Annotated in this window: 17 protein-coding genes and 2 tRNA genes; 8 read left to right on the top strand and 11 right to left on the bottom strand. The window is 66.9% G+C overall.

Translation table 11 applies throughout. The features are described from left to right. Positions 1–6: 6 nt before the first annotated feature. Positions 7–80 (bottom strand) — tRNA-Pro (locus tag A5650_RS13320). Positions 81–237: 157 nt separating this feature from the next. Between A5650_RS13320 and A5650_RS13315 the strand changes: the two genes are divergently transcribed. From A5650_RS13315 to A5650_RS13305, 3 genes are all read left to right on the top strand, one after another. Continuing rightward, positions 238–308, top strand: a tRNA-Gly gene (locus tag A5650_RS13315). Positions 309–1,729: 1,421 nt separating this feature from the next. After that, complete coding sequence (locus A5650_RS13310; RefSeq protein ID WP_156744128.1) at positions 1,730–4,027, top strand: Ig-like domain-containing protein; 2,298 nt, start codon at positions 1,730–1,732, stop codon at positions 4,025–4,027. Positions 4,028–4,291: 264 nt separating this feature from the next. Continuing rightward, positions 4,292–5,071 carry a hypothetical protein gene (locus A5650_RS13305; protein WP_067292005.1) on the top strand — a complete coding sequence of 260 codons (780 nt, stop codon included), beginning with the start codon at positions 4,292–4,294 and terminating at the stop codon, positions 5,069–5,071. Between the two features lie 22 nt (positions 5,072–5,093). On the opposite strand, the gene A5650_RS13300 is transcribed toward A5650_RS13305, so the two are convergent. The 4 genes from A5650_RS13300 to A5650_RS13285 are packed head-to-tail and all read right to left on the bottom strand — an operon-like array spanning position 5,094 to position 8,755. Continuing rightward, on the bottom strand, positions 5,094–6,782 hold the full coding sequence (locus tag A5650_RS13300) for a cation:proton antiporter (RefSeq protein WP_067291777.1): 1,689 nt from the start codon (positions 6,780–6,782) through the stop codon (positions 5,094–5,096). Positions 6,783–6,832: 50 nt separating this feature from the next. Beyond that, positions 6,833–7,627 carry an Fpg/Nei family DNA glycosylase gene (locus A5650_RS13295; protein ID WP_067291774.1) on the bottom strand — a complete coding sequence of 265 codons (795 nt, stop codon included), beginning with the start codon at positions 7,625–7,627 and terminating at the stop codon, positions 6,833–6,835. A gap of 2 nt (positions 7,628–7,629) precedes the next feature. Next, positions 7,630–8,103 carry a ribose-5-phosphate isomerase gene (locus A5650_RS13290; RefSeq protein WP_197501864.1) on the bottom strand — a complete coding sequence of 158 codons (474 nt, stop codon included), beginning with the start codon at positions 8,101–8,103 and terminating at the stop codon, positions 7,630–7,632. A gap of 43 nt (positions 8,104–8,146) precedes the next feature. Next, a complete protein-coding gene (locus A5650_RS13285) occupies positions 8,147–8,755 on the bottom strand; it encodes a mycothiol-dependent nitroreductase Rv2466c family protein (RefSeq protein ID WP_067291766.1) in 609 nt (202 codons plus the stop codon). A gap of 188 nt (positions 8,756–8,943) precedes the next feature. Between A5650_RS13285 and A5650_RS13280 the strand changes: the two genes are divergently transcribed. The 3 genes from A5650_RS13280 (at position 8,944) to A5650_RS13270 (ending at position 12,433) form a co-directional block, all read left to right on the top strand. Continuing rightward, positions 8,944–9,327 (top strand): DUF732 domain-containing protein, encoded by a 384-nt coding sequence (locus A5650_RS13280; protein ID WP_067291764.1) that lies wholly within the window; start codon positions 8,944–8,946, stop codon positions 9,325–9,327. A 48-nt stretch (positions 9,328–9,375) separates the two neighbouring features. Next, positions 9,376–11,961, top strand: coding sequence for an aminopeptidase N (pepN, locus tag A5650_RS13275; RefSeq protein ID WP_067291763.1), 2,586 nt, complete (start codon positions 9,376–9,378; stop codon positions 11,959–11,961). A gap of 121 nt (positions 11,962–12,082) precedes the next feature. After that, entirely contained in the window at positions 12,083–12,433 is a 351-nt protein-coding gene (locus tag A5650_RS13270; RefSeq protein WP_156744127.1) for an HNH endonuclease, read from the top strand. A 106-nt stretch (positions 12,434–12,539) separates the two neighbouring features. Here A5650_RS13270 and A5650_RS13265 read toward each other — a convergent pair whose 3' ends face one another. From A5650_RS13265 to A5650_RS13255, 3 genes are read right to left on the bottom strand one after another with little or no spacing between them, the layout of a single operon-like run. After that, a complete protein-coding gene (locus A5650_RS13265) occupies positions 12,540–13,025 on the bottom strand; it encodes a DUF5130 domain-containing protein (protein WP_067291761.1) in 486 nt (161 codons plus the stop codon). After that, complete coding sequence (gene ctaJ, locus A5650_RS13260; RefSeq protein WP_082950746.1) at positions 13,012–13,296, bottom strand: aa3-type cytochrome oxidase subunit CtaJ; 285 nt, start codon at positions 13,294–13,296, stop codon at positions 13,012–13,014. The genes A5650_RS13265 and ctaJ overlap by 14 nt, the downstream gene beginning before the upstream one ends. A 25-nt stretch (positions 13,297–13,321) precedes the next feature. After that, on the bottom strand, positions 13,322–13,990 hold the full coding sequence (locus tag A5650_RS13255; RefSeq protein WP_067085060.1) for an HNH endonuclease: 669 nt from the start codon (positions 13,988–13,990) through the stop codon (positions 13,322–13,324). 138 nt (positions 13,991–14,128) lie between these two features. Between A5650_RS13255 and A5650_RS13250 the strand changes: the two genes are divergently transcribed. After that, positions 14,129–14,524, top strand: coding sequence for a globin (locus A5650_RS13250; protein ID WP_067291759.1), 396 nt, complete (start codon positions 14,129–14,131; stop codon positions 14,522–14,524). After that, complete coding sequence (locus A5650_RS13245) at positions 14,524–16,089, top strand: glycoside hydrolase family 13 protein (protein WP_067291757.1); 1,566 nt, start codon at positions 14,524–14,526, stop codon at positions 16,087–16,089. The genes A5650_RS13250 and A5650_RS13245 overlap by 1 nt, the downstream gene beginning before the upstream one ends. Before the next feature lie 97 nt (positions 16,090–16,186). Here A5650_RS13245 and A5650_RS13240 read toward each other — a convergent pair whose 3' ends face one another. The 3 genes from A5650_RS13240 to A5650_RS13230 all read right to left on the bottom strand — a co-directional run. Then, a complete protein-coding gene (locus A5650_RS13240) occupies positions 16,187–16,846 on the bottom strand; it encodes a DUF8010 domain-containing protein (RefSeq protein WP_502687073.1) in 660 nt (219 codons plus the stop codon). Then, positions 16,843–17,289: an acyl-CoA thioesterase gene (locus A5650_RS13235; protein WP_067291755.1), complete on the bottom strand. Its 447-nt coding sequence runs from the start codon at positions 17,287–17,289 to the stop codon at positions 16,843–16,845. Before A5650_RS13235 ends, A5650_RS13240 begins: the two co-directional genes overlap by 4 nt. Then, positions 17,286–21,019 (bottom strand): NAD-glutamate dehydrogenase (locus A5650_RS13230; RefSeq protein WP_067291751.1); only part of this gene is annotated, 3,734 nt, incomplete at its 5' end. The genes A5650_RS13235 and A5650_RS13230, both read right to left, overlap by 4 nt.

Raw genomic sequence — 21,019 nt, 5'->3', positions numbered from 1 at the left:
TCGCAGTCGGGGTGACAGGATTTGAACCTGCGGCCTTCCGCTCCCAAAGCGGATGCGCTACCAAGCTGCGCTACACCCCGTGTCCTGCTCGCCGCGTTGACGCTCGAGTGCTGCGTCCGCGCGGATCGTTCCGCGAAAACACGGAACGACCACGCGAGATACTACGGGCTGGACACGCGAAGCCTTCAATTGGATTTGATTTGGCTGCCGCCGGTACGATCTGGTCTTGCTGTACATGCGGGCGTAGCTCAATGGTAGAGCCCTAGTCTTCCAAACTAGCTACGCGGGTTCGATTCCCGTCGCCCGCTCCGACCAAGGTGCGATAGTGGCGTTATACCCTCGCAGCGGCGGTTTGACCGGCGACTTTGTCCCTCCTGTGGCCGTTTGCGCTCAGCGTGCCGGCCCTGCGGGCGCTGCACGTACGTTGCTGAACCGACCTTCTATCAGCCGAGCGACGCAGCGTTGCTGCCGCCACGGGCGTTTTGTAGCTTCTGACGCGCGGCCCTGCTCCCGCCGTTGGTAGGCCGAAGCCACTCGGAATCCTCGCGGTGGGCGTTTTAATCCTCGCCACGCAGCCGGGGTTGAACCGCGACGAAAACGGCTGGCGCTTCAAGGCAGGGATCGCGGCGCGGATTGCGCCGTCGCGCCACTCCGGCGAGGCCGACACGTGGCCGCCTTGATCGCGATGGTCAGCGCAACTTCTGCAAAGGCCCTTCCCGGTGATGCCAGTCATCGCCAGCTCGCCTGACACCATTTCAGACGGACCGACCAGAAGTCGCCGAACGCCGTTTCGCTCGTCCGTCGCGACGACGGATCCCGGCTTTGGATGGGGCGGCCGTTCTGGCCGCGAGGCGGCGTTCTCCGATACCGCCTCATCGATTCAAGATTCGCCTAAACCACATCTCGGGTCGTGGCAACGATCGGTATTCCTGCTCTCGGTGGCGCAGCCAACTATTTGCGCGATAAATAATATTGTAAGGGCAAACGCTGAAGCGCTTGTTATCCGAACGGGAAGGCGTAAGATCCGCTTTTGATTAGCCAGATCCGAGAGCTTGCTGATAAGCGGATGATGGTCTAGCAACTGATCATGGGGGGTATGGGGATGTTGATAGCAAATAACGTAACTCGGCAGGGGGACGCGACCACTCCGACGGCCACGGCCCGCTGCGCGAAGTACATCGGTCGGGTTGGGGCGTTGGCCGTGGCGCTGGGTGTAAGTGCTGCGGTGGCGACAACCCCGGGAGTGGCATGGGCAGGTCCGGAATCCGGCGCATCGCAGGATGGCGGCGCCGGGAACAGTGACGACGACGGCGCCAACCAACCTTCCGGACAAGACAGCAAGGAGGACAACGCATCGGATAAGACCTCCACCACCAAGACTCCCGATCGCCTGCCGCCGCGGCCACGATTGCGGGCCACGATCGCCGATGTGGGCCCGCGGGTGTCACTGCACAGTTCGGGTGGGGCATTGACGTCGGGGCGGGTGGGGTCCAAGCCCGGCCGCGCGACGTCGGCGAAACCTCCCGGCCCGTCAACCTCGGAACCTGAACCACACATGACCGCGTCGGAACCAGCGCCGACGACCACGCCTGATGACGTTCGCCGTACGCCGGCAGCCTTGCAGACCCGGCTTCACGACGTGGTCACCAATGTCGTCGCTATCGCCGACGTCGCCAAGGCCTCGCCGAAGCCGACCCCTGGCGACAACGTGCAGACCCGGCTCCACGATGTGGTCGCCGACGTCGCCAAGACCTCGCCGAAGCCGACTGCAGGCGGCATCGTGCAGACACGGCTCCACGATGTGGTCACCAACGTCGCCGAGATCGCCAAGACCCCACCCACGCCGGCCCCCGGCGACAACGCGGTGCCACGGCTGTTGACCGGTTCCCTGATGGGGGACCCGTCCGCATTTTCCGATGACCTGAGCACCGCGCGGGCTGCGCTCTCTCACCGGCAGTCATTCAGTTTGCCTGTGGTTGAATCGGTTTCGACATTCACGCCGGCGCCAGTGAGCCTGCTCAGAAAAGTGTTGTCGACGGCACTGGCCCCGTTCTTGGCGCCGACTCCTTCTGCGCCCGCCGAATCGCCGGTGTTGTGGGGAGTACTGGCCTGGGTACGTCGTCAGTTAGAGCAAAAGCTGCTCAACGACAAGCCGACCTTGTCGTGGGACGGAACGACCAGTCAAGGCATCGACCTCCAGACGGGCGAGCCCATCGTCACGGGCACTGTCATCGTCAAGGACAAGGACAGCGACACGTTCAGCTATACGGCTAGCGACGGCGCCAACGGCGGCACCGTCGACGTCGACGAGCAGGGCAGCTGGACGTACACACCGCCCACAGGCTGGGACGGAACATCCGACTTCACGGACACCTTCACCATCACGGTCAGCGACGCGGACGACGGCCCTCATCTGCACGGTCTTTCAGGTCTGTTCACACCCGACGGCGGGCACACCGATACCGTCACGGTGAACGTCTCAGTCGCACCCGCTGATGGACCGCTGGTGGTTGAACAGCCCACACCGACGGGCAGCGGAACCTACACCACCGAACTGAAGTTCACGCCGAACAAATACGAGTCAGTGACGGCCGATACCCGGTCTGGCTACTGGCAGGTGGTACCCGGCACCGAACACTTCGATCCGCAGACCGGTCAGTGGACCGCCGAGATCAAACCCACCCAAGCCGCGGAGCTCCGCCAGGCTCTCGGACTATCGACCGACTACACCCTCAACCTCACGGCAACACCGGGCCAGCCTGTGCAGCAACAAGCTGTGCAGACATTCGCCCTTCGGGCGGCAGGCCCGATAGCGCTGGCAGCCGCCGAAGAACCTGCGGGCGAGAACATCTCGGTGCCACTCGCGGCACCGAGGGGTGCGGCGCTACATGTCGTCGAAGCGGCGATTCCCGTCCGGCCCTACCCAGCCGGCGTCATCGTCACCGACAAGTACGCATATGTATTGAGCTTCTCGGATGGCTCGATAATGGTGATCGGTGCTGATCCGGCCGACCCTGCCACGAATAACCGGGTGCTCGACATGGACCCGAGTACGCCGGATGTTGTCGATCCCATCCGACAGGGCGGGTTAGCGACCTTCGGAGCGGTGAGCGGCGATCGCCTCTACGCGGCGACCATCGGTCGCGGCGTAAATGTCATCAACACCACTGACAACTCAGTCGAGGCGACGATCGATGTGCCGGGCAACGGCTGGGCACCAATCGTCAGTCCCGACGGAAACACGTTGTATGTGACCACTTATGGGGGCGACGTCTACGTCGTCGACATCAGCGATCCGAGTAGCCCAACCTACAACCAGGTCATCGACCTAGATCCCACCGACGAGGCTGTTCAGGGTATCCCAATGGGACCGACTCCAAGCGGTCCGTACGCGGATAACTACTCCGCGTTCAGCGGCGGCTTCGGCGAAGACGGAATTCTCTACCTTGACCGGGTCCGCACGAGTTATGTGCTCGACGGACAGGGCGAGCAAACTGCGAGGGTGATAACAGGCGACATCATCGCCATCGACCCGTTGACGAACACTGTGGTCGGCCAACCGCTGCCGCTGGGCGAAGGGTACCCGGGCATCTTGGCCACAGACGGCAAGCGGCTGTATGTCCCGGTTCAATACGGTTTCGACCCGAACGACACGTCGAAGCCACCCGCGCCGAGCTCTCTAATGATCGTCGACCTCACCACCGGCACCCCGGTTCTGGTCGACGTTGACCCGAACACGCCTGAGCCGGACGGCATCCCAGTTGGGACCGGGGCACTCACCGTCGCCCTGAGCCCCGACGGCAGCCTCGCTTATGTCGTCGCCGCCGGCGACGGCAACATCGTCGTCATCGACACGGTTGCCAACGAGGTGCTTCAAACCATCTCGTATGGCGATCCGGCTCAGCCGACTCTGGATCCCAGCATCGTCGGCATCAGCCCAGACGGAAAGAACCTCTACATCAGCAACTATGCGGACGGGACCGTCACCGCGGTGCGCATCGTCCCGGCCGATCCCGAGGTGTTGTAGAGCCGCTCAACGAGACACTTTTCCGCCCGCTCCTGATACGCCGAATCGCATGAGGGGCGTGTCAGCAGTCGATTACCAGCGCTTCGCTTGTCCACATGGCAGCGCGGCGGCCACATCCAGGTCCACGGCAAGGGACGGCAGGGTGCCGTCTAGTACCCACAGCCGCACTTACCCACCGCTCCCGGTAACCGGTTTGAATACCGTCAAATCGGCGCGGAGTTCGCCGCCGCGTCCGGGACCGGGGACCTGGGTAGGGTGGTCGCCATGAACGGTGTTCTGCTCGTTCTCGTCGTCCTGGTCATCGTCGCGCTCGGCGTCGTCGCCTACGCCGCGATGCGGGCGTCGGATCGACGCAAGGCCGCCTCGCTCGACGACGCCAAAGCGGATTCCCGCCGCGTCATCGAACGCCTCGGCGGTCAGGTGATCAGCTTGACCGGCACCGACGAGGCCTCCAAGCAGGCGCTCGCCGACGCGTCCGAGCGCTACACCGCCGCCGGCTCACAGATCGACCAGGCCGGCACCGTCAAGCAGGCGTTGCTCGCCAAGGAGAGCGCAATCGAGGGCCTCTACTACGTTCGGGCCGCGCGCACCGCGATGGGCATGGACCCGGGACCCGAACTCGAGACGCTGACCGGTCAGCGGGCGGCGGGCACGGTGACCGAGGATCGCAAGGTCAACTTCGAGGGCCGCGAGATCGAGGCGTCGCCGACACCGTCCGAACGCACCCCCAACTACTACCCCGGCGGCCGGGTCGCGGGCCGTCCGGTGCCTGCGGGCTGGTACTCCGAGCCGTGGTGGAAGCCCGCGCTCGTCGCCGGCGCGTGGGGGCTGGGTTCGGTGCTGTTGTTCGACGCCTTGTTCTCCGGCATGCACGGCAGCGGCTACGAGGAGGGCTTCGCCCAGGGCTACGACCAAGGACTGGACCAGGGCGGCCAGGACTTCGGCGGCGACGGCGGCTGGGGCGACGGCGGCGGCGACTGGGGCGGCGCAGACTGGGGCGGCGGTGACATCGGCGGCGGCGTCGGCGATTTCGGCGGCTTCTGAGATCCGCCGGACGTCGACGTCGCTAGAGTCGGCTCTCCAGCCGCGCCGACACCCCGGCCTCCTGTAGGTCGAGCCGTTCGAGCATCGCCCGCACCGCCTCGTCCTCGATGCGTCCCTCGTCGCGTTCGGCGATCAGTGCGGCGCGCTGTTGGGCCAGCACATCGCGGTACAGCGCCGAGAACACCTCCGAGCGCTTGGTGTGCGCCTCCGGATCCGGCATCTCGTCGGCGTCCTGCGAGTGCCTGGCGATGATCGCCTCGATCTCGGCGGCCACGCGCGGGCTCAGGTTCGCCGGCGGATTGGCGCGGAATTCGGCGAGCACTCGGTCGGCGGCCTCGTGCACGATGCGTTCGGCCTTGAGTTCCTCGTTGCGGTCGAGGGCGTGATCATCGGAGAACCGCGAGAGGTGCAGCCGCCGGATCAGGATCGGCAGCGTCGAGCCTTGAAGCAACAGCGTGCCGACGCTGACCACGAACGCCACGGCCTGAATGGTGGCGCGCTCGGGGAACGGTTCACCGGTGACCGTCGTCGCCGGAATGGCCGCGGCCGCAGCAAGAGTCACCACCCCGCGCATACCCGTCCATGAGACGACCAGGTTCTCCTGCCAGGACAGCGACCGCCGGTCGATGCGCGAGCGCCACTTCCCCGGTGGGTTCTTGCGCCGCTTGGTTCCCAGCGCACCGCGGCCGCCACCCTCCGGCACCGGAACGCTCAACCGGTTCCCGACATGCTGGGACAGTTTGTTGCGCCCGAAGATGGTGAAGACCGACAGCGGCCGGATCACCAGGACGATGACCAACACCACCAGCGACGCCAACGCGACCTCGGCCAGCGACTCGTGCGCCTCCCGCAGATCCTCCAGCACGAAGCGCAGATGCAACCCGATGTAGGCGAACACGAACGCCTCGAGGAGCACGTCGACCGAGTTCCACACGTAGCGTTCCTGCAGCCGGGTCTGGTATCCGGCGGACAGCGTTCCGTTGGCCACCACGAACCCGGCGACCACGACCGCAAGCACGCCGGAAGCGTGCAGCTCCTCGGCGACGATGAACGCCGCGAACGGCACCACGAGGCCCTGCACGGTCTCGAGTCCGGGATTGGCCAGTCGCCGCCGGATCCACAGCGTCACGTAGCCCAGCAGCGCACCGACGATCGGTCCGACCACCGCGCTGTAGCCGAACAGCAGAAACGGGTTGTGGATGAAGATGTGCCCACCGGTGACCTGCACGACCGCGATCGAGAACAGCGTCAGTGCGGCGGCATCGTTGATCAGGCTCTCCCCCGTCAGGATCGCCATCACCCGCTTCGGCAGGCCGAGCTTACGTCCTAGCGCCACCGCGGTAACGGCGTCCGGCGGCGCCACGATCGCGCCCAACACCAGCGCAGTGGCGAACGTCAGCGGCACAACCACCAGCCGTGCCGAGGCCGCCACCGCGAATGTGGTCACCACGACCAGTCCGATGCCGAGGCCGAGGATCGGCCGGATGTTGCGCAGAAACGTCGGGAACGAGAAGTCCAGGGCGGCCGAATACAGCAGCGGCGGCAAAACCACCGTCAGCAGGATGTGCGAATCGAGTTCGGGCGGTTCGAAATCCGGCAGGAACGACACCGCGGCGCCGATGACGACGATGATCAGGGCCGGCTCGAGGCCACGCCGGTGCGCGACAGCGGTGACGACGATGGCTCCGACGACGACGAGAATCAACTCCACGCGTCGATTGTCTCTGAGGCCCACCCGTCACGTGGACTCAGCCGCGGCGCCTAGCTTTGATCGGTCGGGCACCAGAACAGGTTGCGGCCCTCCATCACCTCGGTGCGGATCTCGGTGCCGCACAGCCGGCACGGCTCCCCGGCACGCCGGTACACGTAGGTGCGGGGGCGGCCCGGCGCGTACGACGGCAGCCCGTGATCGTCCTCGCGGCGGATGGTGTGAATCTTGCCGCGCCGCAGCCCGATCCGCATCAACTCGACGAGGTCGGTCCACATCTCGTCGAACTCGTTCTCGTCGATGCGGATGCCGGGCCGGTGCGGGTCGACACCGTGCCGGAACAACAGCTCGTTGCGGTAGACGTTGCCCACCCCGGCGATCACCGACTGGTCCATCAACAGCGCTCCGATCGGCCTGCGCGACTTATGGATTCGTGCCCACGCCAGCGATCCGTCGGCGTCCCGGCGCAGCGGATCGGGTCCGAGGCGGTCGATGACGTCGGCGATCTCGGGCTCTTCGAGTACCTCACACACCGTCGGACCCCGCAGGTCGGTGGCGTACTCGGAGCCGATCATCCGCATCCGGACCTGTCCGACCGGGACCGGGACCGGCAGCGGCACCTCGGTGAACGTGCCATACAACCCGAGGTGCACGTGCACCACCCGCCCACCGTCGTAGTGATGGAACAGGTGTTTGCCGTAGGCGGTCGCCTTCTTGAGAACCCGCCCGCTGACCGCGGCAGCGCCGTCGGCGAACCGGCCCTGTGGGCTGGACACCAGCACCGGCGCGCGACCGAAGCGGCGCTGATGCAACCGGGCGAGCCGGTGCAGCGTGTGGCCCTCCGGCATCCCTACGCGCCGGGCACCGGGGGCGCGACGCGGGTGCGTTCGTACTCGGAGAGGATGTCGATACGACGTTGGTGCCGTGCGGCTTCCGACCACGGGGTGCTGAGGAACGCGTCGACGATCGCCAACGCCTCGTCGACGCTGTGCATGCGCCCGCCGATGCCGATCAGCTGCGCGTTGTTGTGCTCGCGTGCGAGTTTGGCGGTCTCGACGCTCCACGCCAACGCACACCGCGCGCCGAGGACCTTGTTGGCCGCGATCTGCTCACCGTTGCCCGAGCCCCCGAGCACGATGCCGAGGCTGCCCGAATCGGCGACGGTCTTCTCCGCGGCCGCGATGCAGAAGGCCGGATAGTCGTCGTCGGGGTCGTTGACGAACGCTCCGCAATCGATCGGCTCGTGCCCGGTGTTGCGCAGGTGCTCGATGATGGCCTGCTTGAGGTCGAAGCCGGCGTGATCGGCTCCCAGGTAGACGCGCATGGCGGTCATTGTGGCAGACGCCGCCCGCTCTACCCGGGCGCGATCAGTCGAACTGCGGCGACTCCGTGCGCGTGCGCTTGAGTTCCCAGAAGTGCGGATAGGACGCGAAGGTCACCGAGGCGTCCCAGAGCTTGCCGGCCTCTTCGCCCCGCGGGATCTTCGACAGCACGGGTCCGAAGAAGGCGACGCCGTTGACGTGGATGGTCGGGGTGCCGACGTCCTCGCCGACGGGGTCCATGCCCTCGTGGTGGCTCTTGCGCAGAGCCTCGTCGTACTTGTCGTTGGTGGCGGCCTCCGCGAGTTCGGCGGGCAGGCCCACCTCGGCCAGCGATTCCTTGATCACCACGTCAAAGTCCTGATTGCCCTGGTTGTGGATGCGCGTACCCATCGCGGTGTACAACGGCTCGAGGATTTCGCGGCCCTTGGCCTGCTCGGCGGCGATCGCGACGCGCACCGGCCCCCAAGCCTTCTTCATCGCTTCCTGGTACTGCTCGGGCAGATCGCGCCCCTCGTTGAGCACCGCGAGGCTCATCACCCGGAAGTTCACGTCGATGTCGCGGACCTTCTCGACCTCGAGGATCCAGCGCGAGGTGATCCAGCACCAGGGGCACAGTGGGTCGAACCAGAATTCTGCGACGGACTTCTCGGGCATGATGAATCCTTCCGGGCGCGGAATGGGCGGGGTCCAATTGTCAACAACTTCGATCGCCTGTTGAGTGTTCCCCGCGTCGGCGCTTATAGCGGCCCGCTCCGCAGATCGCGATATGAGAAACGCCTAAGAGTGCAAACGGTGACCGAACCGTGTTCCTGATGTGACCAATGTGAAGAATCGTTACCGAAGTGAACAAACCTGTTGATGTTCGAGTACGCGCTCTGGCGTTAGGGGCCGGTCTGGCCGCGGCTGCGACGACGTTCGCCGCGCCCGCCCATGCCGACCCGACCGACGACGCCTTCCTGGCCGCGCTCCGCGGTGCGGGCATGACCGTCGACAACCCGGTGAACATGGTCGCCGTCGGGGAATCCGTGTGCCCGATGCTCGTCGAGCCGGGTAAGAACCTCGCGAAGGTGTACACGCAGGTGTCCGACAACGGCATCCCGCCGGACATCGCGGCGTTCTTCACCGGTATCGCGATCTCTATGTACTGCCCGCAGATGATGGCCTCGGTCGGTAACGGCACCGTGCTGGACTGGCTCCCCGCGGCGCGGGCGATACCCGGCTTCTGACGCGGGACGTGCGACGCGCCGTCGGCGGGCGCGCTATAGGTTGGTCGCGTGGCACTTCCCAACCTGACCCGCGACCAAGCCGTCGAACGCGCCGCCCTGGTGACCGTCGACAGCTACCGCATCGAACTCGACCTGACCGACGGCGCCGGCAAGCCCGGCGAGCGTACCTTCCGGTCCACGACCACGGTCGAATTCGACGCCCTCGCCGGTGCCGACACCTACATCGACATCGCGGCCCACGTGATCCACAGCGCTACGCTCAACGGCCGCGACATCGACGTCTCCGCCTATGACGAATCCACCGGTATCCCGTTGATCGGATTGACCGGCCACAACGTCGTCGTCATCGATGCCGATTGCCGCTACTCCAACACCGGAGAAGGGCTACACAGGTTCGTCGACCCCGTCGACGACGAGGTGTATCTGTACTCGCAGTTCGAAACCGCCGACGCCAAGCGCATGTTCGCGTGTTTCGACCAGCCGGATCTCAAGGCCGCGTTCGACGTCTCGGTGACCGCGCCGTCGCACTGGGAGGTCGTCTCCAACGGCGCCACCGTGAACGTCGAGGACGCCGGCGCCGCCAAGCGCCACACGTTCGCCGCCACGCCGCGCATGAGCACGTACCTGGTGGCGCTCATCGCGGGGCCGTATGCGCGCTGGGACGACGTGTACAGCGACGACCACGGCGACATCCCGCTCGGACTGTTCTGCCGCAGATCGCTGGCCGAGTTCATGGATGCCAACCGGCTGTTCACCGAGACCAAACAGGGATTCGGCTTCTACCACAAGAACTTCGGCGTCCCGTACGCGTTCGGCAAGTACGACCAGTTGTTCGTGCCGGAGTTCAACGCCGGGGCGATGGAGAACGCCGGGGCGGTGACGTTCCTGGAGGACTACGTCTTCCGCAGCAAGGTCACCCGGGCCTCCTACGAACGGCGCGCGGAGACCGTCCTGCACGAGATGGCGCACATGTGGTTCGGCGACCTGGTCACCATGAAGTGGTGGGATGACCTGTGGCTCAACGAGTCGTTCGCGACGTTCGCCTCGGTGCTGTGCCAGGCCGAGGCCACCGAGTACACCGAGGCGTGGACGACGTTCGCCAACGTCGAGAAGTCGTGGGCGTACCGGCAGGACCAGCTACCCTCGACGCACCCGGTCGCCGCCGACATCCCGGATCTGGCCGCGGTCGAGGTGAACTTCGACGGGATCACCTACGCCAAGGGCGCCAGCGTGCTCAAACAGCTGGTCGCCTACGTCGGCGAGGAGGAGTTCCTCTCCGGGCTGCGGGATTACTTCCGCGACCACGCATTCGGCAACGCCACCTTCGGTGATCTGCTGGGCGCGCTGGAGAAGGCGTCGGGACGCGACCTGTCCGGGTGGGGTAGGCAGTGGCTCAAGACGACGGGCCTCAACACGCTGCGCCCCGAATTCGACCTCGACGCCGACGGCCGATTCACCCGGTTCTCCATCGATCAGAGCGGCGCCGCACCGGGCGCCGGCGAGACCCGCGTGCACCGTCTCGCCGTCGGCATTTATGACGACGACGGATCCGGCAAGCTGGTCCGGGTGCATCGCGAGGAACTCGACGTCGAGGGTCCGCGCACGGATGTGGCTGCACTGCAGGGAGTTTCACGTGGCATGTTGATCCTGGTCAACGACGACGATCTGACGTACTGCTCGCTGCGGCTGGACCAGGACTCGCTGCAGACCGTGCTGACGCGCATCGCCGACATCGCCGAGCCGTTGCCGCGCACCCTGGCGTGGTCGGCGGCGTGGGAGATGACGCGCGAGGCGGAGCTCAAGGCGCGCGACTTCGTGTCGCTGGTCACGAGCGGTGTGCACGCCGAGACCGAAGTCGGTGTGCTGCAGCGTCTTCTGCTGCAGGCGCAGACGGCGTTGAACTCCTACGCCGATCCCGACTGGGCGCACTCGGAGGGCTGGTCGGCGTTCGCCGACCGGCTGCTGGAACTGGCCCGCGGCGCCGAGGCGGGCTCGGATCACCAACTGGCGTACGTCAACGCGCTGTGCGGGTCGGTGTTGTCGAGCAGGCACACCGACGTGCTGAAGGCGGTGCTCGACGCGGATCCGGCCGAGTCCGGACTGGGCGGGCTGGTGGTCGACGCCGATCTGCGGTGGCGCATCGTCACCGCGTTGGCCACCGCGGGTGTCGTCGACTCCGACGGCGCCGCAACACCGTTCATCGACGCCGAGGCCCAGCGCGACCCGACCGCTGCGGGCAGGCGCCACGCTGCGGCGGCGACCGCGGCGCGGCCGCAGCCGGAGGTCAAGGCGACGGCCTGGGAGCAGGTCATCGAGGACGACACGCTGCCCAACATCACCGCCCGCGCGATCATCGGCGGCTTCGTGCAGCCGGGTCAGCAGGACCTGCTGCAACCGTTCCGCGCCAAGTACTTCGGCGCCATCTCAGGAGTGTGGCAGCGGCGCTCCAGCGAGGTCGCACAGACCGTCGTCATCGGGTTGTACCCGTCGTGGGACATCAGCGAGGACGGTCTGGCCGCAGCCGACGAGTTCCTCGCCGACCCCGACGTGCCGCCTCCGCTGCGTCGCCTGGTCATCGAGGGCCGCGCGGGTGTCGAGCGCTCCCTGCGCGCCCGCGCCTTCGACGTCACCTAGACCCTTCCTTTGTGTCTTTGTGGCGCGAGCGTGCGTGTTCCTCTCGCAAGCGGTGGGCCCAACACACGACACGCCGTGTGATCGCGACACTTTGCGCACGCTCACCGGGCATGCTGAGCCCGTGGCGGTCAGCAGAACCCGCCGGGCCCGGGCGGCCCGCAGGCGCAAGCGTCGGCTCGGCGCCGTCGACAACGACCTCACGCCACAGCAGTGGCAGGCTCTGAAGGACACGTGGAAGGGCTGCGCCTACTGCGGCGCGACTGATCGACCGTTACAGCGCGACTGCGTCATGGCGATCTCGCGCGGCGGCCGGTACACCATCGACAACGTCGTCCCGGCGTGCGGATCGTGCAACACCAGCAAGTGCAATGACGAGGTCACCGGGTGGCTGCGGCGTAAGCGCCTCGACGAACGACGGTTCCTCGAGCGCTACGTCGAAATCCGCGCCGCACTCGCGGCCGACGCACCCTGACGCGCCGGCGAGAGCGTGCGCACAATGCCGCTCTGGCGCGGCGTGTCGTGTGTTGGGCCCACCGCTTGCGCGGAGAACACGCAGCTCGCGCGAAAAAGGGTGGCGGTCAGGCCGGGGTGACGCCGGCGCTCATCACGCGCACCGCGCTGATGAGACCGTCCATCAGGTTGCCGTCCTTGAACGACGCGGCGGCCGCCGAAACGCCCAGTGGTGCGGCTTCCTCGATGCCGCGCCCCTTGACGTCGGCGCCGTAGACCACCTCGATCGCGCGCTGGTCGGGCGAGACCGCCAGCAGCACGGCGTTGTTCGGAGTCGGCACCTGCGCGATGATCTCGCGCGCGGTGGCCGCCGTGTCGCTGCCGAGGTCGCCGATGTACACGGCGAACCGAGCCTTGGCGGCCCGGGAGCCGTACTTGAGCGCGTCGTCGAGGAACACCAGATCCTTGACCGGGAAGGGGTAATCCACCGACAGCGCGCCCGGTTGCGTGACACCGGAGATGCGACCGCTGGACGTGACCACCCAACCGACTGGCAGGTCGGTGCGCTCGACCGCGGCCCGGTGGCCGCTTACTGCAACATCACCACTTGCCACTGGCGCCGCCTCCAATCGTCACCGCGTGCGTGTCGTGCCCACCCACGTTTCCGCCGTCGGCCGCGGAATCGGCCGCCACGCTGCGCCCGGTGGCGTGCCCGTGACCGGCCGGCTCGTCGGCCGCCCACAGGATCGGGGCGTGCTTCCAAGGTTCGGACATCTTGTAGGTCGCCGGGTGCGGGCCCTTCTTGCGCCAGATGAGAGCGGCAAGCACGGCCGTCAGCCCGAGCGGCACCAGGATCAGTAGCGCGTGTGTCAGTGCGGTGCTCACGTCGCAAACCGTATACCAGCCGCGTTTACGCCGCGCCTTCGCCCAGATATCGGACCCACGACGGGTCGAGTTCCTTCACGCTCGACAACAGCCGCCAGTGCTGTCCCTTCGGCGGGACGGGCACCGTGCGCAGCGACCACCCCAGCTCGGTGAGCAGCCGGTCCGCCTTGCGGTGATTGCACGTCGAACAGGCCGCCACGCAGTTCTCCCAGGCGTGCGCCCCACCGCGGCTGCGGGGAACCACGTGGTCGACGGTGTCGGCCTTGCCGCCGCAGTAGGCGCAGCGAAACCGGTCGCGGTGCATCAGCGCGGCGCGGGTCATCGGGATGCGCGCGCGGTAGGGCACCCGCACGTAAGTCCGCAGCCGGATCACCGAGGGCACGACGATCGAGCGGGTCGCGGAGTGGATCACCGGCCCCCCGGGATCGTCGTGCACGACGTCGGCCTTTCCGCACATCAACATGATGACCGCTCGGCGCATGGGCAGAGCGGTCAACGGTTCGTAGGTGGAGTTCAGCAGGAGGACCCGGCGGCGGCCCCAGATGGAGGCCTCGCTGGTACTCGGCGGATGGATGTCGACGCTGTGCAGCACGCGTGCCTGCGCGCCCGGTACCGCCGACCCGGCTAGGGCGGTCGCGGCACCGTGGCTCCGCTGGCCGGCCCTTCTGGACGGGCCTTTCTTGCGATGCGCCATACGTCCTCCGTCCGACAGTTCACCACGGATTCCTGTGAATCGCACGACATTTCTTGACGTGTTCGCAGGTCAATTGGGTGAACATCGGGTGGCGCGCCCGCCTGACCTGGCAATCCAGCAACAGGGAACAATGGAGGCGTGACACAGCCACAGAGGTCGTTCTACGACGAAGTCGGTGGCCACGAGACGTTCCGCGCAATCGTGGCGCGGTTCTACGAGTTGGTCCGCGAGGACGAGATCCTGCGTCCGCTGTACCCCGAAGAGGACCTCGGGCCCGCCGAGGTGCGGCTGCGGATGTTCCTGGAGCAGTACTGGGGCGGCCCTCGCACCTACTCCGATCAGCGGGGGCATCCGAGGTTGAGGATGCGCCACGCCCCGTTCCGGATCGGCTACATCGAGCGTGACGCGTGGCTGCGGTGCATGCACACCGCGGTCGCCGAGGTCGATTCGCAGACGCTCGACGACGAGCACCGCGAGGAACTGCTGGCTTATCTCGAGATGGCCGCCCATTCGATGGTGAACGCACCGTTCTGATGACGACTCCCTGGTGGTCGGATGCGCTGTTCTACCAGGTGTATCCGCGCTCGTTCCGCGACAGCGACGGTGACGGCGTCGGCGATCTCGACGGTGTGACCGCCGGCCTGGACTACCTCGAGGCGCTGGGCGTCGACGCGATCTGGCTCAACCCGGTGATGGTCTCGCCAATGGCAGACAACGGCTACGACGTTTCCGATCCGCGCGATGTCGACCCGCTGTTCGGCGGCATGGCCGCGCTGGACCGACTCGTCGCGGCCGCGCACGATCGGGGTATCAAGGTGACGATGGACCTGGTGCCCAACCACACCAGCTCCGCGCATCCTTGGTTTGCCGAGGCGTTGGCCGCACCGCCGGGCAGCAGGGAGCGCGACCGCTACATCTTCCGCGACGGCGCCGGGCCCGGCGGCTCACAACCCCCGAACAACTGGGTGTCGATCTTCGGGGGCCCTGCGTGGACCCGGATCACCGAGTCCGACGGCAGTCCGGGCCAGTGGTACCTGCATCTGTTCGACGCCGAACAGCCCGACCTCAACTGGGAGAACCCCGAGGTGTTCGACGATCTCGAGCGGACGCTGCGGTTCTGGCTCGACCGCGGAGCGGACGGGTTCCGCATCGACGTCGCGCACGGCATGGCCAAGCCGCCGAACCTCCCGGACATGACGGTCCCCCGGCGCGAGATGCTGCTGGCCGAAATGGACGACGATCCGCGCTTCAACAACGACGGCGTCCACGAGCTTCACCGCCGAATCCGCCGGGTGTTCGACGACTATCCGGAATCCGTTGCGATCGGCGAGGTCTGGGTCTACGACAACGAACAGTTCGCCCGGTATGTGCGCCCCGACGAATTGCACCTGGGCTTCAACTTCCGCTTGCTGCGCGCCGCGTTCGACGCCGCCGACATTCGCGAGGCCATCGAAAACTCCCTGGCGGCAGTCGAGTTGGTGGGCGCCGTTCCGACCTGGACACTGGCCAACCACGACGTCGAACGCGAAACCACCCGTTACGGCGGCGGCAGCGTCGGGTTGGCACGCGCCAAGGCGATGGCGCTGGTGATGCTCGCGCTGCCGGGGTCGGTGTTCGTCTACAACGGCGAGGAACTGGGGCTGCCGAACGTCGAGCTACCCGACGAGGCACTGCGCGACCCCGTGTGGGAACGGTCCGGGCACACCCGCCGCGGACGCGACGGCAGCCGGATCCCCATGCCCTGGGAGGGCGACGCTGCCCCTTTCGGGTTCTCGACGAACCCCGACACCTGGTTGCCGATTCCTCGTGAGTGGGCGGCGTTGACGGTCGACAAGCAGCTGGACGACCCCGATTCGACGCTGGCGTTCTACCGGCGGGCGTTCGAATTACGCTCGCGGCGTGAGGAGTTCGATGGACCGACGGTCGAGTGGCTGGACTCGCCCGCCGACAGCCTGGTGTTTCACCGCGGCGGCGGGTTGGTGTGCGTGCTGAACGCGGGATCGCGACCGATTCCGCTGCCGGAGGGGCAGGTTCTTCTGGCCAGCGCCACGGTGTCCGACGGGGTCCTGCCACCCGACGCCGCCGCGTGGCTGGTCTGAGTTGTGCGCACACTCGCGACGGCGCGAGCGTGCGCAGATTGCCGACTTTTCGCGGCGTGCCGTGTGCAAACACGCACGCTCGCGCAAACAAGGGGACTCAGAGCAGGACGACGGCGGGGTCGCCGCGGCGGCGATAGACCGATCCGAACCGCGCGTCGATACGAAGCCACGTCGGGGTGACCCGCACCCGCACGATCTCGTCGGCACCCACCGCCGAACCGGCTTGGGGCAGGAAACCCATTGCCGTCAAAGCGAACACACACCGCATCGGGATACCGACGCTGTCGTCGGCGGAACTGACCGCGACAACCTCCTGATCCAGCAGCGAGACCGGCGGGCCCTGACCGCCGGAGTGCTGCTTGACCAGCGTGCCGCCGCGCTCGGCGAGGTCGAGCACGACACGGGCCGGTACGTCGTCGAGGTGGACGAACCCGGAGTCCGGCGGAAGCGCGCCGCGCCATGCGGAGTCCAGCGCGAAGCCGGGTTCGACGAAGCCGCCGCGGTCCATCGCCTGTAACCCCGCGGCCAGCGCGTCGGCACCCGCGGAGAGGTCCGGCGGATTGACCCGACCCGCGACCACGCGTGTGGCCAGCACATCGAATCCCGTTGCGAACCAAGCGGCAAGGAGCCCGTCGGTGCGTTGACGCAGCCTGATGACGGCGGCCTCGTCGAGGCGTATCGCCCGCTCGGCGAACGCGGCGAGGTCGTCACGGTGCGCCTCATCGGTGAGCCAGACGCCCCGCTCGGAGGCCGTCATCGTGTCCAGCGCTGCAGGTACTCTTTTTGCTGCGGCGAAAGACGGTGCAGCCGCTGCTCTTTGATGTGCACGGCGGCCAACTGGGTGTCGGCGATCACCGCCGGCTTCGAGTCGGGGGGCGCCCCCACCGACCGCACCTCGTATCCGACGGTGAAGTCGACGGAGCGGACGCGTTTGGACCACATGGTCACCTGTAGCGGCGAATCCATCAGGCGCAGTTGGGCCTTGTACGAGATGTTGACCTCGGCGATGAGCAGTCCGATGGTCTCGATCTCTGGGCCGAACGGCTCACGCAGGAACGGGATCCGGGCCTCCTCGAGGATCGTCACCATAGTCGCGTGGTTGATGTGCTGGTACATGTCGATGTCCGACCACCGCACGTGCACGGGTGCGACGAACCCCGCACCTTCTGCGTTCTGCGCGAGGGTGCCAGAGCCTGTCATCGAGATGTCCCCGTTCCACTGTTTCGTGTCATGCTGCGGATTTGGCGTGCCGCCACCGACAGCGTCGCCAAATCGTGCTGACCGCTTTCATGTATTTCGCTGAGCGTGCGACGGGCGCGGTCCACCCGGGAGCCGTTCGTGGTCTCCCACTCCGCGATTTTCTCCTCGCCCGTCTCGTCCGGCTCGCCCACGGCCAGCACGTCCAGGCACAGCGACCGCAGGGAGCCGTAGATGTCGTCGCGAATCGCCAACCGCGCCAACGAGTGCCAGCGGTCATCGCGCTCCAGCCGGGACACCGCGGTGAGCAGGGTGTCGGTGTTGAGATAGTCCATCAGCGCGAAGTAGGTGTCGGCGACCTCGTCGGGTTCGCGGTCGACGATGTCACCGATGTCGATGATGTCGAGGAGGCTGAACTGGTAAAGCCCCGTGGCAACCGTGTACGCCAGGTCCCTCGGGACCCCGCGGGAGGCGAACTCGTCGGTCTCCTTGGACACGATCGCCTCGTCGTCACCGCGCAGCCATTCCGGCATCCGCGGAGTCAGCGCGGCCACCTTGGCGGCGAAACGGTTGATTTCGGCGCCCACGGCCAGCGGCTGCGGACGGTAGTTCAATAGCCAACGTCCGGCCCGGTCGACGAGCCGACGAAGATCCAGCGTCATCCTGTCGGTCACCGCGACGGAGACGCCGTCGCTGCCCGCGGCCCGGATCTGGTGCCAGACGTCGTTGACCCGGAAGATCGCGTTGGCCGCGGCATAACTGCGCACGGCGTCGACCGGCCCCACGCCGGCGTCCTCGCTGGTGCGATACGCGTAGGTGATCCCGCTGGTGTCCACGAGGTCGTTGACCAGCATTGTGGTCACGATCTCGCGGCGCAGCTGGTGCGACCGGATCTCCGCGGCGAACGGTTCGCGCAACTTCTCCGGGAAGTACCGGGGCAGCCGGGACGCGAACGCCTCCTGGTCGGGCAGGTCGCTGGCCAGCACGTCGGCCTTGAGGGCGAGTTTCACATGTGCCATCAGTGTCGCCAGTTCCGGTGAGGTCAAACCGATTCCGGCGTCGGTGCGACGGTGGATCTCCTTCTCCGACGGCAGCGCCTCCAGCTCGCGATTGAGGCCGCGATCGGTGACGAAAGCCTTGATCATGCGCGCGTGTACGGGAAGCAGGCTGGCTGCATTGGCGCGGCTGGTGCCCATCAGGTCGTTCTGATCCTCGTTGTCCTGCAGAACCAGTCGACCGACCTCGTCGGTCATCGACAACAACAGCTCGGTGCGGTCGTCGGGGCTGACCTTCCCGGCGGTGACGAGTGAGTCGATCAGGATCTTGATGTTGACCTCGTGGTCGGAGCAGTCGACGCCGGCCGAGTTGTCCAGCGCGTCGGTGTTGATGCGGCCGCCGGCGAGATCGAACTCGATGCGCCCGAGCGCGGTCACGCCCAGGTTGCCCCCCTCGCCGACCACCTTGACCCGCAACTGATTCCCGTTCACGCGGACCGGGTCGTTGGCGCGGTCCCCGACGTCGGCGTCGGATTCGCTCTCGGCCTTGATGTAGGTGCCGATACCGCCGTTGAACAGCAGTTCGGCGGGCGCCTTGAGGATCGCCTTGATCAGGTTCGGCGGGGTGAGCTCGTCGACGTCGTCGTCAATGCCCAGCGCGGCGCGGGCCTGCGGGCTGATCTGGATCGACTTGTGCTCTCTGCTGTAGACGCCGCCGCCCTCGCTGATCAGCGAGGTGTCGTAGTCCTCCCAGCTCGAGCGCGGCAAGTCGAACAGGCGCTTGCGCTCCTCCCACGACCGCGCGGCGTCGGGATCGGGGTCGATGAAGATGTGGCGGTGGTCGAACGCGGCCAACAGTCGGATGTGCTTGGACAGCAACATGCCATTGCCGAACACGTCACCGCTCATGTCGCCGATCCCGACGACGGTGAAGTCCTCGGCCTGGGTGTCGACGCCCATCTCGCGGAAGTGCCGCTTGACCGATTCCCATGCGCCCTTCGCGGTGATGCCCATCGCCTTGTGGTCGTATCCCACCGAACCGCCCGAGGCGAACGCGTCGCCGAGCCAGAAGCCGTAGGACTTGGCGACCTCATTGGCGATGTCGGAGAACGTCGCGGTGCCCTTGTCGGCGGCGACGACGAGATACGCGTCGTCCCCGTCGCGGCGCACGACTTCCGGCGGCGAAACCACTTGTCCGGTGCCCTTGTCGACGTTGTCGGTCACATCGAGCAGGCCGGCGATGAACAGCTGGTAGCACGCCACGCCTTCGCCGCGCTGGGCGTCGCGGTCGGCGGCTGCGTCACCGGTGGGTGCCGGCGGCTGCTTGACGACGAATCCGCCCTTGGCGCCGACGGGCACGATCACCGCGTTCTTGACGGCCTGCGCCTTGACCAGTCCGAGGATCTCGGTGCGGAAGTCCTCGTGGCGGTCCGACCAGCGCAGCCCGCCGCGCGCCACGTAGCCGAACCGCAGGTGCACACCCTCTACGCGCGGTGAGTACACGAAGATCTCGAACTTCGGCCGCGGCAGCGGCAATTCGTCGATCAAGCCCGGATCGAGCTTGAACGACAGCACGTCCTGCGCACGGGCCGACTCCTGGCGCCTCACGAAGTAGTTGGTGCGCAGCGTCGCCTGAATCATCGACGCGAACGCCCGCAGCACCCGGTCGGTGTCGAGACTGACCAGGGCGTCGATATCGGCGGTCACGGCAGCCGCGGCGGCCTGGGCGTCGCGGCGTTTCGGCGCGTCGCCCTGCTCCGATTCGAACGGGCAGAACAGCGCCTCGAAAAGTTCGACCAGCGAGCGCGCGGTCTTGGCGTGGTCGTTGATGACGGCCTCGATGTGCGACTGGCTGTACGGAAAACCGGCCTGTCGTAGGTATTTCGCGTAGCTGCGCAGGACAGCGACCTGCTGCCAGTTCAGTCCGGCCCGCATCACCAACTCGTTGAACCGGTCGGTCGCGGCGCGGCCCTGCCAGATCGCGGTCAGCGCGTCGGCGAACCGCGTCGCGGTCTCGGCTCGCTCGGAGGCCGACTCGATGCGCGGAATCGACTTGTGCGGCGAGATCTTGAACTGGTAGATCCACACGCCGAGTCCGTCGGGCCGCTCGACGGTGAACGGCCGCTCCTCGAGCACCACGACGCCCATCGACTGCAGCATCGGCAGCAGGTCGCTCAGCGACGCCGAATGGCCACCGAGATACAGGGTGAGCTGCGCGGTGCCTTCCTCGAGGTCGGTGAGCACCGGTCGGATCGAATCATCCTGCAGGTCTTCGATGATCGCGATGTCGCCGATCGCGTCGAGCGGCGCGACCGCCTGCTTGTATGCCTCGGGGAACGCTGCCGAGTAGTGCTGGGCGGTGCGTTGATCGATCGAGCCGGTCTTCACCGCACCGATCAGCCGGTCGCCCCAGGTGCGCGCCGCCTCGGTCAGCAGGTCCTGGATGCGGGACTCGCTGGCCTCGGACGTGTCGATCGAGCGGGCCATGGTGCCGTCGGGCATGCGCACGGAGAAATGCACCACCGCCCAGGGGGATTCGCTCACGCGCGCGGTGTATTCGATGCTGGCCCCGCCGAGCTCGCGCACGAGGATGTCCTGCATCTGCAACCGCACCGCGGTGGTATAGCGGTCGCGCGGCAGGTACACCAGGCACGAGACGAAGTGCGCGAGCGAATCGGCGCGCATGAACAGCAGCGTTCGTCGACGCGACCCAAGGTCGACGACGGCCTTGACCATGT

Source organism: Mycobacterium sp. 1164985.4 (assembly GCF_001668575.1).
Lineage (GTDB): Bacteria > Actinomycetota > Actinomycetes > Mycobacteriales > Mycobacteriaceae > Mycobacterium.
The sequence above is the reverse complement of the archived record's forward strand: the minus strand, read 5'-3'. Positions and strand labels throughout refer to the sequence as shown.

Bases quoted from the DNA above. Each gene is read 5' to 3' on its own strand.
- A5650_RS13285 (WP_067291766.1), bottom strand. From the start codon at position 8,755: ATGCCCGAGAAGTCCGTCGCAGAATTCTGGTTCGACCCACTGTGCCCC.
- A5650_RS13305 (WP_067292005.1), top strand. From the start codon at position 4,292: ATGAACGGTGTTCTGCTCGTTCTCGTCGTCCTGGTCATCGTCGCGCTC.
- A5650_RS13240 (WP_502687073.1), bottom strand. From the start codon at position 16,846: ATGACGGCCTCCGAGCGGGGCGTCTGGCTCACCGATGAGGCGCACCGT.
- A5650_RS13290 (WP_197501864.1), bottom strand. From the start codon at position 8,103: ATGCGCGTCTACCTGGGAGCCGATCACGCCGGCTTCGACCTCAAGCAG.
- A5650_RS13245 (WP_067291757.1), top strand. From the start codon at position 14,524: ATGACGACTCCCTGGTGGTCGGATGCGCTGTTCTACCAGGTGTATCCG.
- A5650_RS13295 (WP_067291774.1), bottom strand. From the start codon at position 7,627: ATGCCGGAGGGCCACACGCTGCACCGGCTCGCCCGGTTGCATCAGCGC.
- A5650_RS13235 (WP_067291755.1), bottom strand. From the start codon at position 17,289: ATGACAGGCTCTGGCACCCTCGCGCAGAACGCAGAAGGTGCGGGGTTC.
- A5650_RS13255 (WP_067085060.1), bottom strand. From the start codon at position 13,990: ATGGCGCATCGCAAGAAAGGCCCGTCCAGAAGGGCCGGCCAGCGGAGC.